The organism is Citrobacter amalonaticus (assembly GCF_002918555.1).
Lineage (GTDB): Bacteria > Pseudomonadota > Gammaproteobacteria > Enterobacterales > Enterobacteriaceae > Citrobacter_C > Citrobacter_C amalonaticus_A.
Genome location: NZ_PQMB01000002.1, coordinates 1 through 23,254, shown reverse-complemented (window position 1 = coordinate 23,254; position 23,254 = coordinate 1). Strand labels below are relative to the sequence as shown.

Here is a 23,254-nt window from a genome sequence, read left to right as displayed (position 1 = left end):
GTAATCCTGGTTTGCATGATTGCGGTTCAGGGAAGGGAAGCTTAATCTGATGAACAAATCGTTTTCAGGAGTGAAAGATGTCGTTAACGAATCCGTTTTTTAGTCACAGTCTGCTGCCGTATCAGGCGCCACGTTTTGATCTCATTGATATCAGTCACTATCGGCCCGCTTTCGATGAAGGGATGCGGCAAAAACGTGCGGAAATTGACGCCATAGTCAACAACAATGATGCGCCGGATTTTGCGAATACACTGCTGGCGCTGGAGCAGAGTGGCGAATTACTGACCCGGGTTACCAGCGTATTTTTTGCGATGACGGCAGCGCATACCCACGAAGCGTTGCAGAAACTGGACGAAGCTTTTTCCGCCGAGCTTGCCGCGCTGGCTAATGATATCTGGCTCAACGGTGCGCTGTTTGCGCGGGTAGAGGCTGTCTGGCAGAAGCGCGATGCGCCGGAACTTGACAGCGAATCACGTCGGCTTATTGAGGTTGTCCATCAGCGGTTCGTCCTGGCCGGAGCACGGCTCAATGAAGCGGATAAGGCGCGACTTAAGGCACTGAACACAGAATCAGCAACCCTTACCAGTCAGTTTAACCAACGGCTGCTGGCGGCGAGCAAGTCCGGTGGGCTGGTGGTGGATTCTGTCCATCAACTCGATGGACTCAGCGCGGAAGAGGTTGCTGCTGCCAGCGAGGCGGCGAAAGAGAAGGGACTGGACGGGTGTTGGCTGATTCCTCTGCTGAATACGACTCAGCAGCCTGCGTTAACCTCACTGCGGGACCGTCAGACCCGTGAAAAGTTGTTCAGTGCAGGCTGGTCGCGCGCGGAGAAAAATGATGCCAATGACACGCGGGCGATTATTCAGCGACTCGTGGAAATTCGCGCCATCCAGGCAAATTTGCTGGGTTTCCCGAACTATGCGGCATGGAAGGTAGCCGATCAGATGGCGAAAACGCCGGAAGCCGCCCTCGCGTTTATGCGCGCCATTGTTCCGGCCGCCCGTCAGCGCGTGCTCAATGAGCAGGCTGAGATTCAAAAGGTTATTGATGATGAACAGGGGGGCTTCACCGTACAAGCCTGGGACTGGTCCTGGTATGCCGGGCAGGTACGGCAGGAAAAATATGCCCTGGACGAGGCGCAGCTTAAACCGTACTTTGCCCTCGATAACGTCCTCACTGAAGGCGTTTTTTGGACGGCGAGTCAGCTCTATGGCATCAGGTTTATCGAACGTTTTGATATTCCGGTTTATCACCCTGACGTCCGGGTATGGGAGATTTTCGATCACGATGGCGTGGGGCTTGCGCTGTTTTACGGTGATTTCTATGCCCGCGATTCGAAAAGCGGCGGAGCCTGGATGGGAAATTTTATCGAGCAATCAACGCTCAATGAAACCCGTCCGGTGATTTATAACGTCTGCAATTATCAGAAACCGGCGGCGGGGCAGCCGGCGCTGCTGCTCTGGGATGACGTTATCACGCTGTTCCACGAGTTTGGTCATACCCTGCACGGACTGTTTGCTTCCCAGCGCTATGCCACGCTGTCAGGCACCAATACGCCACGAGATTTTGTTGAATTTCCGTCACAGATCAACGAACACTGGGCCAGTCATTCCACGGTTTTTGACCGGTATGCACGCCATTACGCAACGGGAGAGAAAATGCCCGCCGCGCTCCAGGCAAAAATGCGCCAGGCAAGCCTGTTCAATAAGGGGTACGACATGACGGAACTGCTCAGCGCGGCGCTGCTCGACATGCGCTGGCACAGCCTGGCGGTGGCGGAGGCCACGCAGGATGTGGACCGTTTTGAGCAGCAGTCTCTGCGTTCGGAACAGTTGGATCTTCAGGCCGTTCCCCCACGCTACCGCAGCAGTTATTTTGCGCATATTTTTGGCGGTGGCTATGCGGCAGGCTATTACGCCTATCTCTGGACGCAAATGCTCGCCGATGATGGCTACCAGTGGTTTGTTGAAAACGGCGGGCTAACCCGCGAGAACGGCCAGCGTTTTCGTGAGGCTATCTTGTCGCGGGGTAACAGCTCGGATCTGGATACGCTTTATCCGCACTGGCGCGGAAAGCGGCCGCAGATTGCCGCGATGCTGAAAAACCGCGGACTTGACGGGGAATAACGTCATGGCTGTCCGATGCCATGTCGTGCCGCTGTCAAAGCCAGCGATAAACCGTCGTTTTGTTAGTTTAGTTTTGAATCGTTTAACCTTCATTGAGATTGCCAGTGCTACGGTAATAGACGATTCGTTATCAATGCAGGGAATGCCCTGATAGCGTATAAAGCAAAACACAAATCTATCCATGCAAGCATTCACCGCTGGTTAATCCGGCGGTTTTTTTTGGATAAAAAAACGCTTTGCGCGTTATGGCTGCAAAACGAATTCTTTCGGGCCTGCTCACCGTCCCGCTCGTCACCAATATCGCGCAACTGGCACGGTCAGCGCCTCATTAATGCACAGAGCGTTGCACATCTATAATGCAGCGCTATTTCATTTTGGATCATTCCCTCTTTTTATCCCTGTCAGGATCCTGAAGTCCCCTGTTTTCAGGCCAGCATCATATCTGGCATCGTTCTTGCTCTCCTGAATTAACTCTCATTGCACAGCAAGTTAATTTCAGGAGTGAAACTATGCAGCGTCGTACACTATTAAAAGCCTTCGCCCTCTCCGCCACTGTGGTCGCGATGGGGGGGAGTTTTAGCGTTCAGGCTGCCGATACCATTAAAGTCGGCATCATGCATTCACTGTCCGGAACAATGGCCATTTCGGAAACGCCGCTGAAAGATGTGGCATTGATGACAATTGATGAAATCAATGCGAAGGGGGGCGTACTGGGAAAGAAACTGGAGCCGGTCGTTGTTGATCCCGCCTCAAACTGGCCGCTGTTTGCTGAAAAGTCCCGTCAGTTGTTAAGTCAGGATCGCGTCGCTGTGGTGTTTGGCTGCTGGACTTCCGTTTCGCGCAAATCGGTTCTGCCGGTGTTCGAGGAGCTGAACGGTCTGCTGTTCTACCCCGTGCAATATGAAGGGGAAGAAATGTCACCCAATGTGTTTTACACCGGGGCTGCGCCAAACCAGCAGGCCATACCTGCCGTGGCATATTTGCTGAGTGAAGATGGCGGCAGCGCTAAACGTTTTTACCTGCTTGGCACTGATTACGTGTATCCGCGTACCACCAACAAAATATTGCGCGCTTATCTGCATTCCAAAGGGATAGCGGATAAAGATATCGAAGAAGTCTATACCCCCTTTGGACACAGCGATTACCAGACCATCGTGGCCAGCATCAAGAAATTTGCTGCGGGGGGCAAAACGGCGGTCGTCTCCACCATCAACGGCGATTCAAACGTGCCGTTTTATAAAGAGCTGGCAAATCAGGGCCTGAAAGCAACCGATGTCCCGGTCGTGGCGTTCTCCGTTGGCGAAGAGGAGCTGCGTGGTATTGATACCAAACCGCTGGTGGGTAACCTCGCAGCATGGAACTATTTTGAGTCAGTGGATAATCCGACAAACCAGAAATTTGTCGCTGATTATCGCGCCTATGCCAAAGCACACAAGCTGCCGAATGCCGCTACCGTGGTCACCAACGATCCTATGGAGGCCACTTACGTTGGCCTGCATATGTGGGCGCAGGCGGTCAGGAAGGCGGGAACCACCGACGTCGACAAGGTTCGTGCAGCGATGGCCGGACAATCCTTTCCGGCACCTTCCGGCTATACACTCACCATGGATGCAACCAATCACCACCTGCATAAACCTGTCATGATCGGTGAAATTGAAGGGAATGGTCAGTTTAACGTGGTGTGGCAAACCGAAGAACCCGTCCGTGCTCAACCCTGGAGTCCGTTCATTGCGGGTAATGACAAAAAGACGGATCAACCGGTAAAAACGGCCAGCAACTAACAGCAGGCCCTTCTGCGGGAGGGCCACGCTTGTGGAGTACGCGTCATGAAAACCTTACGTTTTATTTGCGGTGTCATGCTGTCGCTCTGGCTTTTGCCGTGTTTTGCACAGGCTAATAGTGCAGATACTTTTGCCGCCGCCAGTCGTGCGCAGCAGGTCACCTTGCTTGAACAATGGGCCGCATCTCCTGACGCTTCGCGCCTGCCATTGCTGAGGGTTCTGAGTCAGGAGAAATTGCTTACTGATGATAAAAAACACGCCTTTACGGCGAAGGGGGCGCAGATTATCGCCCTGGGCAGTGCCGGGAACCCCGTTGGTGAGCTTAAACAAATACGCCTGACGAACAGGCTACGTAATCTGACGGCGGGCGCTCTGGCAACGCATTTGCTATTAAGTGACGTTGTCACAGAAAGGCGGGCCGCAGCCAGAACGTTACAGCGAGAGGCGTTACCTGAAATACTGCCGTTCCTGCAACAGCGTCTGGGGCAGGAGAGTGATACCGAGGCGAAGTCCAGTCTGGCGATTGCGCTCGCCAGACTGCAGCTGATGAGTCCATCCGGAGAAATTCGCAGGCAGGCGGTAACCCTGCTGGGTGAGGCCAGCGATCCTGAACTGTCGTCGCGACTGCAGCCGTTCACGGATGCGGAAACGGAACCGGACGCCAGCGTGCGAGCCGCCGCCCGTGAGAGTTTGCGTCGGATTGAACACCGTATGTGGCTGGGCGACCTGCTTGGTCAGGCGTTTATGGGGTTATCGCTGGGATCTGTGCTGTTACTTGCCGCGCTGGGGCTGGCAATTACCTACGGCTTGCTGGGGGTCATCAACATGGCGCACGGCGAAATGCTGATGCTGGGCGCTTACTGTACGTGGATGGTGCAGCAAATTATGGCGCAGTTTATGCCGCAGTGGCTGGCGCTGTATCCGGTAGTGGCGCTTCCGGTGGCCTTTCTGCTTACCGCCGGCATCGGCATGATTCTGGAGCGTGGCGTGATTCGCCATCTGTATGGCCGACCGCTGGAAACGCTGTTAGCCACGTGGGGAATCAGCCTGATGCTGATTCAACTGGTGCGGATGACGTTTGGGGCGCAAAACCTTGAGGTGGCAAACCCGGCATGGCTCTCCGGGGGTGTTCAGGTTTACGCCAATCTTATTTTGCCCTGGAACCGCCTGGTCGTGCTGGGTTTTGCCATGCTGGTGCTGATCTTCACCTGGCTGCTGCTGAATAAAACGCGGCTGGGAATGCATGTTCGCGCCGTTACGCAGAATCGCAGTATGGCGGCCTGCTGCGGGGTGCCGACAGGGCGCGTGGATATGCTGGCATTTGGTCTGGGATCCGGAATTGCCGGACTCGGGGGCGTGGCGCTGTCGCAACTGGGGAACGTTGGCCCGGAGCTTGGGCAAGGTTACATCATCGATTCTTTTCTGGTGGTGGTGCTTGGCGGCGTCGGACAACTGGCCGGAAGCGTGGCGGCGGCATTGGGCCTGGGCATTTTCAACAAAATCCTTGAGCCCCAGATGGGGGCCGTACTCGGCAAAATTGCGATCCTGGTGTTGATCATTCTGTTTATTCAGAAGCGTCCCCAGGGGCTGTTTGCACTGAAAGGAAGGGTAACCGACTGATGACTATGCCAATGACCTTAGCACTGACCCGCAAAGCGCCGCGCGTGAGTCAGGCGCTCGGCATCACCGTACTGGTGGCGCTGATTATTCTGCCATTTCTGGCTTTGCTGCCGGCCGATCATCCGCTGGCGATTTCCGTGTGGATGCTGACGCTGGCTGGCAAGATCCTCTGCTATGCCGTTGTCGCCGTGGCGCTGGACCTGGTATGGGGCTATGCCGGAATGTTATCGCTTGGACATGGTCTCTTTTTTGCGCTGGGCGGTTACGCAATGGGGATGTACCTGATGCGGCAAGCTGCCGGAGAGGGGTTACCGGCGTTTATGTCCTTTCTCTCATGGTCTGAACTTCCGTGGTTCTGGTGGGGAACACAGCATTTTGCCTGGGCTTTCGCATGGGTTGTGCTGCTTCCCGGGCTGCTGGCGCTGATATTTGGCTATTTTGCCTTCCGCTCGAAAATCAAAGGAGTCTACTTTTCGATCATGACGCAGGCGCTGACCTTTGCTGGCATGCTGCTTTTCTTTCGGAATGAGACCGGCTTTGGCGGCAATAATGGCTTTACCGGATTTACCACATTACTCGGATTCCCGATCGCCGCCACCACGACGAGGATCGCCCTGTTTCTTATGACCGTGCTATTGCTGGTTCTGGCATTGTGGCTGGGTTTTGCGCTGGCGCGCAGCAAGTTTGGCCGGATCCTTACCGCGATTCGTGATTCGGAGGACCGACTGATGTTTTGCGGCTACGACCCAAAAGGCTTCAGGCTGCTGGTCTGGACGCTCTCCGCCGTCCTCTGCGCGCTGGCCGGGGCGCTGTATGTTCCGCAGGTCGGCATTATCAACCCCAGCGAAATGTCGCCAACAAACTCGATCGAGGCCGCGATTTGGGTGGCCCTCGGCGGGCGCGGGACGCTGATTGGTCCGATCTTTGGCGCCATACTGGTGAATGGGGCAAAAAGCCTGTTTACCGTGATTTTGCCTGAGTACTGGCAGTTATTTCTTGGGTTGATCTTCATCGGCGTAACGCTGTTTTTACCCCGTGGGGTGATTGGCTTGTTTCGCAAAGGAGATAAATAATGCAGCCAGATGAAGGACTTTTTACCCGTCAGCTACCGGGGGACCGCTTCCGTGAGCAAACGGATCCGGTGCTGCAACTGGAGGACATCAACGTGAGTTTTGATGGCTTTCAGGCACTGACTAACCTGACGCTGAATATCGGCGTAGGTGAGCTGCGTTGCATTATCGGACCAAACGGTGCCGGTAAAACCACGCTGATGGATGTGATTACCGGCAAAACGCGTCCACAAAGCGGCAAAGCCATTTACGATCAGTCCACCGATCTGACCTTGCTCGACCCTGTCTCTATCGCCCGGCAGGGCATTGGTCGAAAGTTTCAGAAACCCACCGTTTTTGAGGCGTTAACGGTTGAAGAGAACATGGCGCTGGCGATGAAAAATGATAAATCGGTGTGGGCTTCTTTGCGGGCGCGTCTGACGGCTGAACAGCGCGATCGCATTGACGATATGCTTGGTCTTCTGCGTCTTCGGGCTGAGCGGGACCGTCGTGCGGGTCTGCTCTCTCACGGACAAAAACAGTTCCTGGAGATTGGGATGCTGCTGGTACAGGAGCCGCATTTACTGCTGCTGGATGAACCCGCAGCAGGCATGACGGATGCCGAAACGGAATACACCGCAGAGCTGTTTCTCACGCTGGCGGGGAAACACTCGCTGATGGTGGTGGAGCACGACATGGGGTTTGTCGAAACCATCGCCGATCGCGTCACGGTATTGCATCAGGGGCGTGTACTGGCAGAGGGCAGCCTGCGAGAAGTGCAGGCGAATGAGCAGGTTATTGACGTCTATCTGGGTCGCTAAGGAGAAGGGATGTTACAGGTGAATGAGCTGAATCAATATTACGGTGGCAGCCATATCTTGCGCGGAGTGAGTTTCAACGCCCCGATCGGGGAAGTCACCTGCCTGCTGGGACGTAATGGTGCAGGAAAAACCACATTGTTAAAGTGTCTGATGGGGCTGATCCCCACGCGTGGCGGCACGGTGATATGGCAGGATAAAAATATCACACAGCGTAAACCGCACCAGCGGGTTCAGGCGGGAGTGGCGTATGTACCACAGGGGCGAGAGATTTTTCCTCGCCTGACCGTCGAAGAGAATCTATTAATGGGCCTGTCTCGCTTTCCTGTGCGTGACGCCAAAGCGGTGCCCGATGAAATATACGCGCTTTTTCCGGTACTGAAAGAGATGAAACATCGGCGCGGTGGCGATCTCTCTGGCGGGCAGCAGCAGCAGCTGGCCATTGGACGGGCGCTGGCCAGCCGCCCCCGGTTGCTGATCCTGGATGAACCCACAGAAGGAATTCAGCCGTCGGTGATTAAGGAGATTGGACTGGTGATTGCACAACTGGCGCGCCGTGGCGACATGGCTATCCTGCTGGTTGAGCAGTTCTATGACTTTGCGGCGGAACTTGCCGACCAGTATCTGCTGATGTCGCGTGGCAGCATCATTCAGCGTGGTCGTGGTGAAAATATGGCAGCGGAAGGGGTGCGAGGATTGGTGGCTATCTGAGCGTTCCGGGCAGGTGATGAATCCGCACGGAACGCCTCTGAGTTAGCACGCTGTCGGTTGTCCCCAGGGCCTGACGCGCATTCCCTGGAGCATCAGTACCCATGCCATCACGATAGCCACAATCAGCACCACAAACAGTGTCCAGGCGGGGGAGGAGGTCAGAATGATCCCGCTTGCCAGAGGGTTCACCGCGGCACCCAACCAGCCCAGCGACTGGGCGGAGAAATAGCTGGCCTTCATGCCTGGCGGGGCGATATTGTCGATCAGCATGTATTCCCCCGGCGCGTAGATCACTTCGCCGAGGGTGAATATGGCGGCGGAGGCTCCCCAGAACAGGAGACTGTCGCCTGAGATCATAAATCCCGCTAAACCCAGGACAAAGCAAACCGTCCCCAGCGTCATTAACGGACGAATGTTACCTGGCGTAAGGCGGCGTCCGACAGAATATTGCAGGCCAACGACCACGGCGGCATTCACTGGCAAAACCACGGCGACCACTTTTTCGGCGAAATCACCATCCGCGACGACCATAACATACTGAGAGATGCACGAGGCGAACGCGCCGCCGACAAACGAGGCCAGGAAGGCGGAAAGGGTGAACCAGAACAGGGCCTTATCGTGCAGCAAAACAGCGGGGGACCACGCCACGCTGTTCTCCGCATCTCTGGCGGCAGAACGATTGACCCATGTCTGAATAAAAACCAGCGGGAATGCCGAGCAGATTGCCGCCAGCCAGAATGGCAGATTGATGCTCTGCATCACCAGCAGCGTGCCGAGCGGTGGCCCTACGGTCCAGCCGATGTTCAGCACCGTATAGTTAAGTGAGAAAATCCGGGCCTTCGCGGCGGGAGAGAGGTTGTCGGCAAACCAGGCTTTTAGCACGGTAGCGAAGACGGAATAAGCGCAGTTGATCAGGGCGAACAGCACCACCACCAGCGTCACGCTGTCTACCAGCGGTATGGCGATAAAGCCAAAGGCAAAGGCGGAGATCGCCAGCAACATGTAGCGCTTTTTGTCGAACTTGTCGGCCAGAATGCCGAACCCCAGGCTGAAGACTACGCCGATGGTCAGGGCAATGGTCATCGCATAGCCAATGAGATCCACGCTCAGATTGTACTGACGATTGAGGTAAATGGTCATGAACGGCAGCGTGGCGCCGCGTCCAATCGTTAATAACAATGATGAGGCGAGTAAAGCCAGGGTAGATCGTCTCAGTGTTGCGTTCATTTTTTGCCCGACGTTGCGTTTCGTTATGTTTTTTTAGATATGAGAACCCTAAATAATTCGAGTTGCAGGAAGGCGGCCTGGGAGTGAGTCCCCGGGCGCTGACTAAAGTCAGTGACCGGAGCGAGTGAGTGCAGCCAACGCATCTGCAACTTGAAGTATGACGGGTAAAGGAATAGCACGGCAAAAATGTGATGTACACCGGAGATGTTGTCGGGAAATGCGCGGGCCACCTACCTGAATTAATGATCTGTTAACAGACAATGATTTCCGGTAGCTTAACTTGTTTACAAAAATTTAATAATCGCAGGGGCGGTAGTATGACGCGTAAAGACGGGCTGTTAGCGTTGCTGGTGGTTGTGGTGTGGGGGCTTAATTTCGTTGTCATTAAGGTGGGGTTACATAATATGCCTCCGCTAATGCTGGCAGGTTTACGCTTTCTGCTGGTGGCGTTTCCGGCGATTTTCTTTGTGGCACGTCCGCGGATCCCGCTCCCGCTGCTGATCGGCTACGGGCTGACCATCAGCTTTGGTCAGTTTGCCTTTCTTTTCTGTGCGATCAAATTCGGTATGCCTGCAGGGCTGGCTTCGCTGGTGTTACAGGCGCAGGCCTTTTTCACCATCGTACTTGGCGCTTTTGCTTTTGGTGAGCGTCTGCAAGGGAAGCAGATGGCGGGTATTGCGCTGGCGATATTTGGCGTGCTGGTCCTGATTGAGGGCAGCCTCAACGGACAGCATGTGGCGATGACCGGCTTTATGCTTACCCTGGCCGCGGCGTTTAGCTGGGCGTGCGGCAATATTTTTAATAAGAAAATCATGCAGCACGCCTCGCGCCCGCCAGTGATGTCGCTGGTCGTCTGGAGCGCGTTGATCCCGATTATTCCGTTTCTGACGGCCTCGTTGATTCTCGATGGCTCGACGCAAATCGTACAGAGCCTCATAAACATTGATATCACAACGATCCTGTCGCTGGTCTACCTGGCCTTTATCGCCACGATTGTCGGCTACGGTATCTGGGGATCGCTGCTGGGACGCTATGAGACCTGGCGGGTCGCACCGCTGTCGTTACTGGTCCCGGTCGTGGGGCTGGCGAGTGCGGCGGTTTTGCTGGATGAAACGCTGAGTGGGTTGCAGTTTCTCGGTACGGTACTGATTATGGCAGGGCTGTATATCAATGTGTTTGGCTTGCGCCTGAGAAGAACGGCACGGGTGAGAAGTTAAAAAAAGCCCCGCAGTGGCAGGGCAAAAAGCATTACAGGCGATGTCTGTTGTAGTACGGCACGCCTAACTCGTCGGACTTGTCGCTTCCCGAACCCATATGATTCAAATCGTACGGCGACTGTTCCTGTGCCGTTGGCACGATCATCGCGTCCCGATTATTTTGTGTCGCGGGCTGGGTGGATTGCTCTGCAACGCTCTGACCTGATACAACAAGCAGCAGCGTCAGCATTGCAGAAGGGAGCAGTTTCATGATTTCCTCAATTACGTCGTGACAGGCGATTTAGTAGTTGCAATGGTTAAGGGGAAGCAAATACCGGGATTCACCATGCATTTGGGTAATGCGATACTTATGGGGCGGCACGTCAAAATAGTTCTTGAACGTCCGGGTCAGCGTCTGCTGTGACTCAAAGCCATACCGTTCCGCCAGATACAAAATCGGTTCATTGCTCTCTTTTAATTTCTGCGCAATTTCAGTCATTTTGCGGCTGCGGATGTACTGGCCTAACGAGTGGCCGGTTTCCTTTTTAAACATCCGTTGCAGGTGCCATTTGGAGTAACCCGAACGCTCTGACACTTTTTCCAGTGAGAGTGGTGATTCCAGGTTATCTTCGATCCAGTCCAAAATGCTATGAATAGTGATAGCGTCAGTATTGCGTCTGGACATCGTCATACCTCTTTTCTGTTACGGCAGAACTTTCTTAAGCAAATGCTCAAGCGTTGCCACTTCGTCCGCCGTTAAGTTTTTTGTTAATTCCTGATGCAGGTCTTGTCCTACTAATTGATGACATTGTTCACAAATTGCCGCGCCGTGTTCGGTGAGCTTCACCAGCACGCCGCGTTTGTCATTCGGGTTGGGTAACCGTTCAATCCACTCTTTGCAGACCAGACGGTCGAGCATACGCGTTAACGAGCCAGGATCGACAGAAAGCACTTTCTTCAGCTCAACCGGGGTGATGCATCCCGCACAGCGAATTGAGCAGAGCACTTTGAATTGCGATGCGGTGATATCCAGTGGCGACAGGTATTCGTTTAGCAAACGATCTTTTTTCTGATTAACCATATAGATAAGGCGACCCAGTGGGATAATCTCGTTGAATAAATCACGGGTGCTTTTCACAATGGTTGCCCTGGCAAGTAATTAATTACGGCAGATAATATTGCCCAGGCAATCATAAGTCAAATGAATGAATTGGCGGATAACACGATTTGCTAAAACGGTATAAAGTTGCACCAGATCACATTTTAATAAATTAATGATAAATAGCAGTTATGCTCAGGACGCATAACGCATGCTTACCGCCGTGGAATGGCTAACGTGATGGTTTTCCACTTATACTTGCCGTTTACATCAGGTCGAAACAGGAAGAAATGCCGTTATGATGGAATTGTTTAAAGCGATAGGGCTGGGACTGGTGGTGTTGCTGCCGCTGGCGAACCCATTAACTACCGTGGCGTTGTTCCTGGGGCTTGCGGGCAATATGAACAGCGCCGAGCGTAACCGCCAGTCTTTTATGGCTTCAGTGTATGTTTTCGCCATTATGATGGTGGCTTACTACGCCGGACAACTGGTGATGAGCACCTTTGGGATCTCAATTCCGGGCCTGCGTATTGCGGGGGGACTCATTGTTGCGTTTATCGGTTTTCGGATGCTGTTTCCGCAGCAGAAGGCGCACGAATTGCCGGAAGCAAAAAGTAAATCAGCCGAGCTGGAGGATGAGCCCGGCGCCAGTATCGCCTTTGTGCCGCTGGCGATGCCCAGTACCGCAGGGCCAGGTACGATTGCGATGATCATCAGTTCGGCTTCCACCGTTCGTCATGGCAGCGAATTTCCTGAGTGGGTGATTATGATTGCGCCGCCGATTATTTTTCTGGCGGTGGCGGTGATCCTGTGGGGATCCCTGCGTAGCTCCGGGGCGATTATGCGTCTGGTGGGCAAGGGGGGAATCGAGGCCATTTCCCGTCTGATGGGATTCCTGCTGGTCTGTATGGGCGTGCAGTTTATTATTAACGGCGTGCTGGAAATTATCCAAACGTACCCTTAGTAATATGGCCCGGTAAAACCGTTACCGGGCCGCTTTATCACGATTTCTGCGGCTGTTCTTCCAGTGAGACTGGCCATCTGCGGAAAATAATGACCGACCAGATCAGCGCGGCAAATGCCGGTACCGCGCCAACGTAGCCAATGGTTGACATCGACCAGTGTAAACTCACCTGATTCCCCACCAGCGCGCCTGCGCCGATACCGATGTTAAAAATACCTGAGAACAGCGCCATCGCGACGTCCGTGGCATCAGGCGCCAGGGCAAGAACCTTCACCTGCATACCAAGGCCAATCATCATAATCGCGATCCCCCAGAAAATGCTTAATATTGCCAAATGCAGTTCACTGTCTGCGGCGGGTAGCAGAAGTACCAGACAGGTGACCAGCAGCGCAATGGCAATGCTGATCAATCCTGAGGCATGCAGATTTCCGAGCTTGCCGAAAATCACGCTGCCGATAATCCCGGCTCCGCCCAGCACCAGCAATAACACCGTGGCGAAGTTCGCGCTCAGCCCGGCAACGGTCTGCACAAATGGCTCAATATAGCTGTACGCCGTGTAGTGCGCGGTCACGACCACTACCGTCAGCAGATAGATACTCATTAACGCCGGACGACGGAACAACAGCGGCAGGCTTTTTAAGGAGCCAGAGTGTTCGCTGGGCAGTTTCGGCAGCAGCTTGATCAGGCACATCAGGGTGAATAATGCCCCCATGCCGATGGCAAAGAAGGTGGTGCGCCAGCCAAAATATTGTCCAACAATGCGCCCGATTGGCAGTCCGAGAACCATCGCCAGCGCGGTACCGGTAGCTATCAGGCTAAGGGCCTGGGCGCGTTTACCGGCCGGAGCCAGACGAATGGCCAGCGAGGCGGTGATCGACCAGAAAATGGCGTGGGCGAAGGCGATACCGATGCGGCTAATCACCAGGACGGTAAAGCTCCAGGCAAAGAACGAAAGCACGTGGCTGGCGATAAAAACGACAAAGAGGCAAATCAGCAATTTACGCCGCTCAACCTGACTGGTCAGCAGCATAAACGGCAGGGACATCAGCGCCACAACCCAGGCGTAAATGGTCAGCATGATCCCAACCTGCGCGGTCTGCATATTAAAGCTCTGCGCGATGTCCGAAAGCAGCCCAACCGGGACAAACTCAGTGGTATTAAAGATAAAAGCGGCGATGGCAAGCGTAACGACCCGTAGCCACGCGACTTTGCGGGAAACAGCCTGTGTTGTCATAAGAATACGTCGGGTTAGTTGCGAAAAGGTGAGGAGGCGATCTTAAAACGTTTACTGATGAAAATACAACCGTTTTGTGATTCAGATCTCATTTCCAGCCAGGAAAAAAAGAATGCCCGGAAGCGGGCATTTCAGAAAATTATCCTGCGTTTAGCGGCAGTGGGGGATTGAGCAGTTCGATGAATGCCTCCAGCTGTCGCGTCATTGCTCCACGACGCCACACCAGCCAGGTATCCAGCCAGCGCCAGTCTTCTGCCAGCGGCCAGCACTCTACCTGATGATGCCCCGGCATACTCTCGAGCATCGAACGGGGGATCAGGGCGATCCCTGCTCCTGCGATAACACAGGCCAGCATTCCGTGATAAGACTCCATTTCGTGAATTGTCCCAGGCATGGCGCGATCGGCGTGAAACCAGCGCTCAAAATGACGACGATACGAACAGTTGGCGCGAAACGCGTAAATGTTGCGGCCATTGACCTCGCTGGCACGCGTTACCGGTGGATGTCCGTTTGGCGTGACAATCATCATCTCTTCACGATACACCGGCATCCCTTCCAGTCCGGGATGTGCGATCGGCCCATCGACAAATGCTGCATTGAGGTTCCCTGCAAGCACGCCGTCCAGCATAGTGCCGGATGGCCCTGTCGACAGGGCAAACTGTATTTTGGGGTAGCGTTGATTATAGTCGGCAAGCGTCACGGGAATGCGCACGGCGGCGGTACTCTCCAGCGCACCGAGGGCGAATAATCCCTGCGGTTCATCACCGGCGACCACCATTCTGGCTTCATCAACTAAGGCCAGAATCTGTTGGCTGTAGCGGAGGAAGTTATGTCCGGCGGGAGATAACCTGAGCCGCTGGCTTTCACGAATAAACAGATCCACGCCGAGATCGGCCTCAAGCTGGCGAATACGGGTTGTCAGATTGGAGGGCACACGGTGTACCTTCGCGGCTGCCTGCGTAATGCTGCCGGTTTCGGCGACCGCATTGAACATTTCCAACTGCGTCAGATCCATGGTTTTCTCTTTTTGTGAATGACTGACTTAATATTATTCATTTTTCATAAACAATAAAAGTGCTCATGATGTATCCCATTACACACGATGGAGAACACATTATGTCTGTCACTGCGACTACACACGCCATCTCGGTGGATCCGACTACCGGGCAGCAACTGACGGCCATGCCGTGGGCTACTCAGCATGAGATAGAAAATACGCTTAGCCTTGCTGCCAGCGGACTTACCGCCTGGAAATTGACCACTGTTGCCCATCGTGCGCAAAAACTACGCGACGTTGGCCAGGCGCTGCGGGCGCGCAGTGAGGAGATGGCGCAGGCAATCACACAAGAGATGGGAAAACCCATCAGGCAGGCGCGTGCTGAAGTGGTAAAATCAGCCGACCTCTGCGACTGGTACGCCGAACACGGCCCGGCAATGCTGAAACCTGAACCCACACTGGTGGAGAACAATCAGGCGGTGATTGAATACCGTCCCCTGGGGACGGTGCTGGCCGTGATGCCATGGAATTTCCCGCTGTGGCAGGTGCTGCGCGGCGCGATCCCCATTCTGCTGGCGGGCAACGGCTATTTGTTAAAGCATGCCCCCAACGTGATGGGCTGCGCGCAGCTTATTGGTCAGGTTTTTGCGGACGCTGATATTCCGCAAGGTGTTTATGGCTGGGTGAATGCGGATAACCGTGGTGTCAGTCAGATGATTGACGATCCGCGCATCGCCGCCGTTACGGTTACCGGAAGCGTGCGCGCGGGGGCCGCAATTGGCGCTCAGGCTGGTGCCGCGCTGAAAAAATGTGTCCTTGAACTCGGCGGTTCCGACCCCTTTATTGTACTGAACGATGCCGATCTGGAGCTGGCGGTTAAGGCCGCCGTCGCCGGACGTTATCAGAATACCGGGCAGGTGTGTGCGGCGGCGAAACGCTTTATTGTGGAAGAAGGGATTGCGCAGGCGTTTACTGAACGCTTTGTTGCTGCGGCCAGCGCATTAAAAATGGGCGATCCGATGCGTGATGAGACCGATCTCGGGCCGATGGCGCGGGCTGACCTGCGCGATGAACTGCATCAGCAGGTGCAGGCCACGCTTGCAGAAGGTGCCACGCTGCTGCTGGGCGGTGAAAAGCTGGCTGGCGAGGGGAATTATTACGCCGTAACCGTGCTCGGGGACGTGACGCCAGAAATGACCGCGTTTCGCCAGGAGCTTTTCGGTCCCGTCGCCGCCATTACCGTGGCAAAAAGCGCCGACCATGCGCTGGAACTGGCTAACCACAGTGATTTTGGTCTTTCCGCAACCGTCTTTACCGCCGACGAATTGCTGGCCGGGACGATGGCCGCGCGGCTTGAATGTGGCGGGGTATTCATTAATGGCTACAGCGCCAGCGACGCCCGCGTAGCGTTTGGCGGCGTGAAGAAAAGCGGTTTCGGTCGCGAACTCTCTCATTTTGGCCTGCATGAATTCTGCAATGTCCAGACGGTCTGGAAAAACCGTATCTGATCTCCAGGGCGTCAGGGGGAATATGACTCCGGTCTGTATTTCATCAACGGATGCAGGCCGTGACCCGATTTCGCCGTTCCGCCTGACGCGACATATTCGGCTCTGTTATACTCGCAGGCCTTTCAGACCTGCGGGCAAGGAGTTTGTGGTGGCCAGCGTCGTGGACAATTCAATTTTAGAGACTATTTTGCAGCAGGTTCGTCCGCTGATTGGTCAGGGGAAAGTGGCTGATTACATTCCGGCGTTAGCCTCTGTTGAGGGGGCGAAGCTGGGGATTGCCATCTGTACCGTTGACGGACAGCTCTGGCAGGCCGGCGACGCCCTTGAGCGCTTTTCTATTCAGTCCATCTCTAAAGTGCTCAGCCTGGTGGTGGCGATGCGTCACTATTCCGAAGAGGAGATCTGGCAACGCGTCGGGAAGGATCCTTCGGGTTCACCGTTTAACTCACTGGTGCAGCTGGAGATGGAGCAGGGGATCCCACGTAATCCGTTTATCAATGCCGGAGCGCTGGTGGTCTGCGATATGCTTCAGGGACGCCTGAGCGCCCCAAGACAGCGGATGCTTGAGGTGGTGCGGGCGCTGAGTGGGGTGACGGATATCAGTTATGATGGCGTGGTGGCCCGCTCTGAGTTTGAGCACTCTGCGCGCAACGCCGCGATAGCCTGGCTGATGAAGTCGTTTGGTAATTTTCATCATGATGTGACCACCGTTCTGCAAAACTATTTTCACTACTGTGCGCTAAAGATGAACTGCGTGGAGCTGGCGCGAACGTTTGTTTTTCTGGCCAATCAGGGGCAGGCGTTTCATCTTGATGAGCCGGTCGTCACGCCGCTGCAGGCGCGGCAGATCAATGCGCTGATGGCGACCAGTGGCATGTACCAGAATGCCGGGGAATTTGCGTGGCGGGTAGGGCTTCCGGCTAAATCTGGCGTCGGCGGGGGAATCGTTGCGATCGTTCCGCATGAAATGGCGATCGCGGTCTGGAGTCCGGAGCTGGATCCGACCGGCAATTCGCTGGCTGGGATCGCGGTACTGGAGCAATTAACGCAGCAAATGGGCCGGTCGGTGTATTGATGAATTCGTTTGAACCTCTTTTTACCCGCCTTTCACGCTCGCCGTTTCGCTCTCGTTTCCGGCTTGGCGTAAAGGAGCGGCAGTACTGTTGGGATAAAGGCGCGGAGGTTATCGATCAACACGCTGCCGATTTTGTGGCTAAACGTCTGGCTCCTGAATTTCCGGCGAATGATGGAAAACAGACCCCGATGCGCGGTCACCCGGTTTTTATTGCCCAGCATGCGACGGCGACGTGCTGTCGTGGCTGTCTGGCAAAATGGCATCATATTCCGCAGGGGCAGTCCCTGAGTGCAGAACAGCAGCAGTATGTGGTGGCGGTGATTCATCACTGGCTGGTGATTCAAATGAATCAGCCGTAATAACTTATTTCCATAATTTTACTCCGGGTAATGAGCTATTCGTTAAAAATGTCAGTAGTGGCAGTGTGTACTACCTTTGCAAATGAAACATGCTATCCTTTATAAGAATTAACTTATTATGTAGAGATAATTGCCATTGGCAATTATATGGATTGATATTTAATGCAAGCACACCACATAACCACTTTCCGTTTGTTTCAGGAAGGTAATCCGCTACGTAATGCCATCGCTATTTTTGCGTTAACCACGCTGTTTTACTTTATTGGCGCTGAACTTCGACTTGTTCACGAACTCTCTCTTTTCTGGCCGCTGAATGGCGTGATAGCCGGAATATTTGCCCGCTATATCTGGTTGAATCGTCTGCATTATTATACCGTGAGCTATGTTGCCATGCTGGCGTATGACGCGGTAACCACTCAGTGGGGATGGGTTTCATTGGTGATTAATTTCTCCAATATGGTGTTTATTATTACCGTAGCCCAACTGGTGCTGCGGGATAAACGTCTGGGGAAAAATAAATATGAGCCGGTCAGCGCATTACGTTTATTTAATTATTGTCTGATTGCCGCGTTGCTGTGCGCAACGATTGGGGCGATAGGTTCCGTGGGGATAGATCGTCTGACCTTCTGGCCACTGTACGCCGACTGGTTCAGTGAGCAGTTTTCGACGGGAGTCCTGATCGTTCCCTGCATGTTGACGCTGACGATGCCGGGAGCCATTAAAGGCTTAAAGCCTGAGCAACTGATGCCGGTGGTCGCGTTGATTGTTTCGGTGCTGGCGTCGGTGGTGATTGGTGGGGCGGGTAGCCTGGCTTTTCCACTGCCGGCGCTTATCTGGTGCGCGGTGCGCTATACCCCGCAAGTCACCTGCCTGTTAACCTTTCTTACCGGCGCGGTGGAGATTGTGCTGGTTGCCAATTCGGTGATTAATATTGCGGTGGCCTCACCGCTGTCGACACCGCAAATGTTTTCCGCAAGGCTTGGGATCGCGACAATGGCAATTTGTCCGATTATGGTCGCGGTTAGCGTAGCGGCGATCAATTCATTGATGAAACAGCTCTCTTTACGTGCTGATTTTGATTTTCTGACTCAGGTTTACTCTCGTTCCGGGCTGTATGAAGCGCTTAAGTCGCAGAAGTATCCGGATTCGCGGCATGTGACCGTGATGCTGCTTGATATCGATTACTTCAAAAGCATCAATGACAATTATGGTCATGAGTGCGGCGATCGGGTACTGAGCGTGTTTGCGCAGCATGTACAAGAAATTGTCGGAGACAAAGGACTGGTCGCCCGAATGGGCGGTGAAGAGTTTGTGGTGGTGGTGCCGTCAAACAATCCAGATGAAGGAATGCAGCTGGCGGAAAAAATCCGCAAGACAGTCGAACAGCGGCCTTTCAACTGGCGGCAAAAGAATATCTATCTCACCGTCAGTATTGGCCTGGGCAACGGTGTTCTGGCGTCCCTGACGCTGACGGAACTGTTTAACCGACTGATGATTGAAGCCGATGAGTGTCTGTATCGCTCGAAAAAAGAGGGGCGCAATCGCACCAGCGCCTCTGAGCGTCAACAACAGGCTCTCACGGAAAGCGATCTGGCTTAATCGTGATAACAATCTCCAGCTGCGGGGAGTGAAGCAGAGTTGTTCTACCACTCTTGCGGCTGTCTGAGAGCCGGCGTGATACCGAATTGGGCGCAACGGGTGGATGAAACGTTAACAGCACCACAATTTTCTCTGAAAGCGAGGAAATAGTTGCCACGAATTGATCAAAACAGGGTTTCAGTGTATTAAAGTTTGCTAACCTGTCGTACCAATTAAAACAGGTTGTATGACTAATCAAAAGGGAACCCATTGTGAAAACACTAAATCGTCGCGATTTTCCCGGTGCTCACTATCCTGAACGTATTATTCAGTTTGGTGAAGGAAACTTCCTGCGCGCCTTTGTTGACTGGCAAGTTGATCTGCTGAATGAACATACCGATCTGAATTCCGGTGTGGTCATTGTCAGACCTATCGAAAGTTCATTCCCTCCATCGCTCAGCACGCAGGACGGCCTTTATACCACTATCATTCGTGGTTTGAATGAGCAGGGGGAGGCGGTCAGCGACGCGCGTTTGATCCGTTCGGTGAATCGCGAAATCAGCGTATACGGTGATTACGATGAGTTCCTGAAGCTGGCTCATAACCCTGACATGCGTTTTGTCTTCTCCAACACCACTGAAGCAGGGATTAGTTATCACGCAGGTGATAAGTTTGATGATGCGCCAGCGGTAAGTTATCCGGCAAAACTGACCCGTCTGCTGTTTGAACGTTACAGCCATTTCAATGGGGCGCTGGATAAAGGTTGGATCATTATTCCTTGTGAACTGATTGATTATAACGGCGATGCATTACGTGAGCTGGTTCTGCGCTACGCACAGGAGTGGGCGCTTCCGACTGAATTCGTGCAGTGGTTGGATCAGGCGAATGCTTTCTGCTCCACGCTGGTGGACCGTATTGTAACCGGCTATCCGCGTGATGAAGTAGGGCAACTTGAAGCCGAACTCGGATACCACGACAGCTTCCTGGATACGGCTGAGCACTTCTATCTGTTTGTGATTCAGGGGCCAAAATCGCTGGGATCTGAACTGCGCCTTGATAAGTATCCGCTGAACGTGCTGATCGTTGATGACATCAAACCGTATAAAGAACGCAAAGTGGCGATCCTTAACGGTGCGCATACCGCTCTGGTACCGGTCGCGTTCCAGGCCGGTCTGGATACCGTGGGTGAAGCAATGAACGATAGCGAAATTTGCGCGTTTGTTGAAAAGGCGATCTATGAAGAGATTATCCCGGTGCTGGATCTGCCGCGTGATGAGCTGGAGTCGTTCGCCAGTGCGGTAACCGGTCGTTTCCGCAATCCGTACATCAAGCATCAGCTGCTGTCGATTGCGCTGAATGGAATGACTAAATATCGCACTCGCATTCTCCCGCAGTTACTGGCAGGGCAGAAGGCAGACGGAAAATTGCCGGCACGTCTGACGTTTGCGTTAGCGGCGCTGATTGCCTTTTATCGGGGTGAGCGTCATGGCGAAACCTATCCAGTGCAGGATGATGCACACTGGATTGAGCGTTATCAGCAACTCTGGAGCCAGCATGGCGATCGTCAGATTGACACCCGGACGCTGGTCGCTTCTGTTCTGTCGGTGAAAGAGCACTGGGAACAGGATCTGACGCAAGTTGTTGGTCTGGTAGAGCAGGTCACAGCCGACCTTGATGTCATTCTTGCAAAAGGGATGCGTGATGCGGTGAAACCGCTGTGTTAACAGGCTAACCCGGCTTCGGTCGGGTTTTTTGTATACCTCCATTAGTTACAACATACTATGCGGTTTCTACTAACATCACACGCCTGAAGCATCTGAGGCAACAGGTCACACAGAGGAAAACGAGTCAGGCAGGTGAATATTTCCGACACTTTTATTTCTTTGGATACCAGAATAACAGAGAAGGGGCCGAACCACACCAGCACAGCCCCTGCGGAATGCCATTCCGTTCACCGCCAATAGCAGCAACGCAAAGTTAATGCTGTGGTTCTCCCGCCGCTTCCATGTGTCCGCCGCCGTGAGCAGGACGCTAAATATACCGATGAATTCTGCTATTACTTTGCACTGCACTAATCATGGCGGGAGAATATATTAATTTAAGAGCTAAGATTATTCTTTTGAATAAGACCGGACCAAAAGAGGTATAAACGCATATTCTTTAGAATGAGGATGTGATTTACCGGAGGTGCCGACATCAACACGTATGGCTTTATTTGCGTCATTTATATAGGTATCCCTGCTCCAGACCATACCTCGCGACAGCCCAAGAAAGTTTTCACTATAACTCCCACACGGCCCCCATTCCTGGTAAAAATGTGGACCCGGTTTTCTTGGCGTTGGATTACCTGTCTCATCAGTTAAGGATAAAAGTGCCGCGCCGGGAAGATACATTCCATGAACATTGAGTTCGACGGCAGAAGTCCAGTCAACTGGCTGTGAGCCATAGCTTGAATCAAGATACTCCTCAAAATAATATTCCAGTACAAACGTATAAGTTATGGCTTGTCCCGTCGTTTTATGCTGTGCGGTTACAATACATTTTCCATCCGACATTGCGCCTACAAATCGATTAAATGAAACACGTCCATCCTGATTTACATTTACAGCTCCCGTCAGGTTACATTTAAGGGACCAGTTAAATTGCTGATTTAACGATGGATCATTATTGATAATCAGGTCAAAAAAAACCTTATCGTTTGATGTCACTGGAAACATATGCTCACGCATATCGTTTACTACAGAAAAAGTATGGTCTCCAGCCTTAGCTCCGGTGAAAGTAAATACGGTCATTATAAAACTCCTTTTATAAGTAATTCCAGGCGAGCATTACAACCACAGACCCTATTCGTCTTTGATATCGATCATAAAATGAATAGTAGCCTGCGGTTTGAATCTCTGAACATTCACGGGGCCCGACACTGAAAATGCTCAGGACAAACTCAACAACTTGTGCGGGGAAAATACTCTCGTAAGAGGGCGCAGCGTGCGGCTAATGTCAGGGCCAAAGTCGCTGTATTTTTCACGTAGCAGCGCCATGCCGCAAACGAAGTGAATCATCCAGTCGATTCGCGACTGACTTTCGTCGTCTGGCGTGAGTCAAACCAGCTGCACCAGAAACATGAAAGTGGTTCATTAGCCGTCGGCAATGTCTGTCAGAGATTTCAAGCCGGGTGGCTGAAAGACGTGTGGTGAGACACTGGTCGATAACGTCCTGAAGGATCCACATCATTCATGAGCAAAAAATCCGTTCCGTATACTGTCATGAGTCTCATCCTCAGAAGTGCTGCAATCGCTCAGAAGAGACTGTAAATCGGATACGCAGCTTCAGTGACTCAGGGAGTCTGTGATTACCAGGGCGGTCCACGGCGAAGGTTTGCCAGGCCAGCGGGACCTGATTCACGAGAGCGGTTCATCAGACGCTGCGTCTGACGTTCGGTCAGAGCAAGTTGGTGCGCGGCATCACGACGGCGCATACGCTTTTCGACAACTGACTGAATGACATTGATCCGGCTGAGTTCTTTATCTGACATGGTCACAAGCATCCTGATGTCTCCATAGCCTGAGGATTGGATCCTTTATGCCAGAAAAAGTGACATCACTAAATGGGTTAAAGGGGGTGCGGACGAATTCCTGGACCGTCAGGAGTTAATTTATGCATTCATACGAGGATCGTATCCGGGCCGTCGAACTCTATTACCGATACGGTAAAAAGACCTCTGCGGTTGTCAGAGAGCTGGGATATCCGTCCACAAAGCAACTCAGGCGTTGGGTTCAGATTTATGAAGAGAAGGGCGATTTACCCAGAGATTTAAAGCCAAGGGAGCGCTATTCACGTGCGCAGAAAATTGCTGCTGTTGAGCATTATCTCACTCATGGTGGATGCCTGTCGTTCACTCGTCGCGCCATCGGT

General features: G+C 53.3%; 21 protein-coding genes and 1 pseudogene. 14 read left to right on the top strand and 8 right to left on the bottom strand.

Annotated features, from left to right (window positions below; translation table 11 throughout):
* Positions 1–77 precede the first annotated feature (77 nt).
* From dcp to urtE, 6 genes are all read left to right on the top strand, one after another.
* Positions 78–2,126, top strand: coding sequence for a peptidyl-dipeptidase Dcp (gene dcp, locus C3432_RS05470; RefSeq protein WP_103775667.1), 2,049 nt, complete (start codon positions 78–80; stop codon positions 2,124–2,126).
* A gap of 509 nt (positions 2,127–2,635) precedes the next feature.
* On the top strand, positions 2,636–3,907 hold the full coding sequence (gene urtA / locus C3432_RS05465) for an urea ABC transporter substrate-binding protein (protein WP_103775666.1): 1,272 nt from the start codon (positions 2,636–2,638) through the stop codon (positions 3,905–3,907).
* A 45-nt stretch (positions 3,908–3,952) separates the two neighbouring features.
* Positions 3,953–5,527 carry an urea ABC transporter permease subunit UrtB gene (gene urtB / locus C3432_RS05460; protein ID WP_103775665.1) on the top strand — a complete coding sequence of 525 codons (1,575 nt, stop codon included), beginning with the start codon at positions 3,953–3,955 and terminating at the stop codon, positions 5,525–5,527.
* A complete protein-coding gene (urtC, locus tag C3432_RS05455; RefSeq protein WP_103775664.1) occupies positions 5,527–6,600 on the top strand; it encodes an urea ABC transporter permease subunit UrtC in 1,074 nt (357 codons plus the stop codon). Before urtB ends, urtC begins: the two co-directional genes overlap by 1 nt.
* Positions 6,600–7,397 (top strand): urea ABC transporter ATP-binding protein UrtD, encoded by a 798-nt coding sequence (urtD, locus tag C3432_RS05450; RefSeq protein WP_103775663.1) that lies wholly within the window; start codon positions 6,600–6,602, stop codon positions 7,395–7,397. The genes urtC and urtD overlap by 1 nt, the downstream gene beginning before the upstream one ends.
* A gap of 9 nt (positions 7,398–7,406) precedes the next feature.
* Positions 7,407–8,105 carry an urea ABC transporter ATP-binding subunit UrtE gene (gene urtE / locus C3432_RS05445; RefSeq protein ID WP_103775662.1) on the top strand — a complete coding sequence of 233 codons (699 nt, stop codon included), beginning with the start codon at positions 7,407–7,409 and terminating at the stop codon, positions 8,103–8,105.
* 42 nt (positions 8,106–8,147) lie between these two features.
* Here the strand turns inward: urtE and ydeE are convergent, their stop codons facing one another.
* Positions 8,148–9,332: an efflux MFS transporter YdeE gene (gene ydeE / locus C3432_RS05440; RefSeq protein ID WP_103775661.1), complete on the bottom strand. Its 1,185-nt coding sequence runs from the start codon at positions 9,330–9,332 to the stop codon at positions 8,148–8,150.
* Positions 9,333–9,649: 317 nt separating this feature from the next.
* Here ydeE and eamA point away from each other — a divergent pair, with 317 nt between their 5' ends.
* A complete protein-coding gene (gene eamA, locus C3432_RS05430; protein WP_103775659.1) occupies positions 9,650–10,549 on the top strand; it encodes an O-acetylserine/cysteine exporter in 900 nt (299 codons plus the stop codon).
* Positions 10,550–10,580: 31 nt separating this feature from the next.
* On the opposite strand, the gene marB is transcribed toward eamA, so the two are convergent.
* Genes marB through marR form a run of 3 tightly spaced genes read right to left on the bottom strand, consistent with a single transcriptional unit; the run spans position 10,581 to position 11,666 of the window.
* Positions 10,581–10,799, bottom strand: a complete 219-nt coding sequence (gene marB / locus C3432_RS05425) for a multiple antibiotic resistance protein MarB (protein ID WP_103775658.1) — start codon at positions 10,797–10,799, stop codon at positions 10,581–10,583.
* 30 nt (positions 10,800–10,829) lie between these two features.
* Entirely contained in the window at positions 10,830–11,213 is a 384-nt protein-coding gene (gene marA / locus C3432_RS05420) for an MDR efflux pump AcrAB transcriptional activator MarA (protein WP_146050914.1), read from the bottom strand.
* An 18-nt stretch (positions 11,214–11,231) separates the two neighbouring features.
* Positions 11,232–11,666: a multiple antibiotic resistance transcriptional regulator MarR gene (gene marR, locus C3432_RS05415; RefSeq protein ID WP_103775656.1), complete on the bottom strand. Its 435-nt coding sequence runs from the start codon at positions 11,664–11,666 to the stop codon at positions 11,232–11,234.
* Positions 11,667–11,925: 259 nt separating this feature from the next.
* On the opposite strand from marR, the gene C3432_RS05410 reads away from it, so the two are divergent.
* Entirely contained in the window at positions 11,926–12,591 is a 666-nt protein-coding gene (locus tag C3432_RS05410; protein WP_103775655.1) for a MarC family NAAT transporter, read from the top strand.
* A 37-nt stretch (positions 12,592–12,628) separates the two neighbouring features.
* Here the strand turns inward: C3432_RS05410 and C3432_RS05405 are convergent, their stop codons facing one another.
* The gene (locus tag C3432_RS05405; protein ID WP_103775654.1) at positions 12,629–13,825 is read right to left on the bottom strand and encodes a sugar transporter; all 1,197 of its coding nucleotides are present in this window, start codon (positions 13,823–13,825) and stop codon (positions 12,629–12,631) included.
* Between the two features lie 139 nt (positions 13,826–13,964).
* Positions 13,965–14,840, bottom strand: coding sequence for a putrescine utilization regulator PtrR (gene ptrR / locus C3432_RS05400; RefSeq protein ID WP_103775653.1), 876 nt, complete (start codon positions 14,838–14,840; stop codon positions 13,965–13,967).
* A 101-nt stretch (positions 14,841–14,941) separates the two neighbouring features.
* On the opposite strand from ptrR, the gene sad reads away from it, so the two are divergent.
* The 5 genes from sad to C3432_RS05370 all read left to right on the top strand — a co-directional run bounded on the left by sad (position 14,942) and on the right by C3432_RS05370 (position 21,066).
* On the top strand, positions 14,942–16,330 hold the full coding sequence (sad, locus tag C3432_RS05395) for a succinate-semialdehyde dehydrogenase (RefSeq protein WP_103775652.1): 1,389 nt from the start codon (positions 14,942–14,944) through the stop codon (positions 16,328–16,330).
* Between the two features lie 148 nt (positions 16,331–16,478).
* Complete coding sequence (gene glsB / locus C3432_RS05390) at positions 16,479–17,405, top strand: glutaminase B (protein ID WP_103776909.1); 927 nt, start codon at positions 16,479–16,481, stop codon at positions 17,403–17,405.
* Complete coding sequence (locus tag C3432_RS05385; RefSeq protein ID WP_103775651.1) at positions 17,405–17,764, top strand: DUF4186 domain-containing protein; 360 nt, start codon at positions 17,405–17,407, stop codon at positions 17,762–17,764. The genes glsB and C3432_RS05385 overlap by 1 nt, the downstream gene beginning before the upstream one ends.
* Positions 17,765–17,926: 162 nt before the next feature.
* The gene (locus C3432_RS05380; protein ID WP_103775650.1) at positions 17,927–19,363 is read left to right on the top strand and encodes a GGDEF domain-containing protein; all 1,437 of its coding nucleotides are present in this window, start codon (positions 17,927–17,929) and stop codon (positions 19,361–19,363) included.
* A gap of 251 nt (positions 19,364–19,614) precedes the next feature.
* The gene (locus C3432_RS05370) at positions 19,615–21,066 is read left to right on the top strand and encodes a tagaturonate reductase (protein ID WP_103775648.1); all 1,452 of its coding nucleotides are present in this window, start codon (positions 19,615–19,617) and stop codon (positions 21,064–21,066) included.
* A gap of 387 nt (positions 21,067–21,453) precedes the next feature.
* Here C3432_RS05370 and C3432_RS05365 read toward each other — a convergent pair whose 3' ends face one another.
* Positions 21,454–22,134 (bottom strand): hypothetical protein, encoded by a 681-nt coding sequence (locus tag C3432_RS05365; RefSeq protein ID WP_103775647.1) that lies wholly within the window; start codon positions 22,132–22,134, stop codon positions 21,454–21,456.
* A 523-nt stretch (positions 22,135–22,657) separates the two neighbouring features.
* Positions 22,658–22,874, bottom strand: a pseudogene (locus C3432_RS05360) (helix-turn-helix domain-containing protein); the annotation flags it as partial.
* Between the two features lie 122 nt (positions 22,875–22,996).
* Between C3432_RS05360 and C3432_RS05355 the strand changes: the two are divergent.
* A partial coding sequence (locus tag C3432_RS05355) for a transposase (protein ID WP_146050985.1) occupies positions 22,997–23,254 on the top strand: 258 nt, incomplete at its 3' end.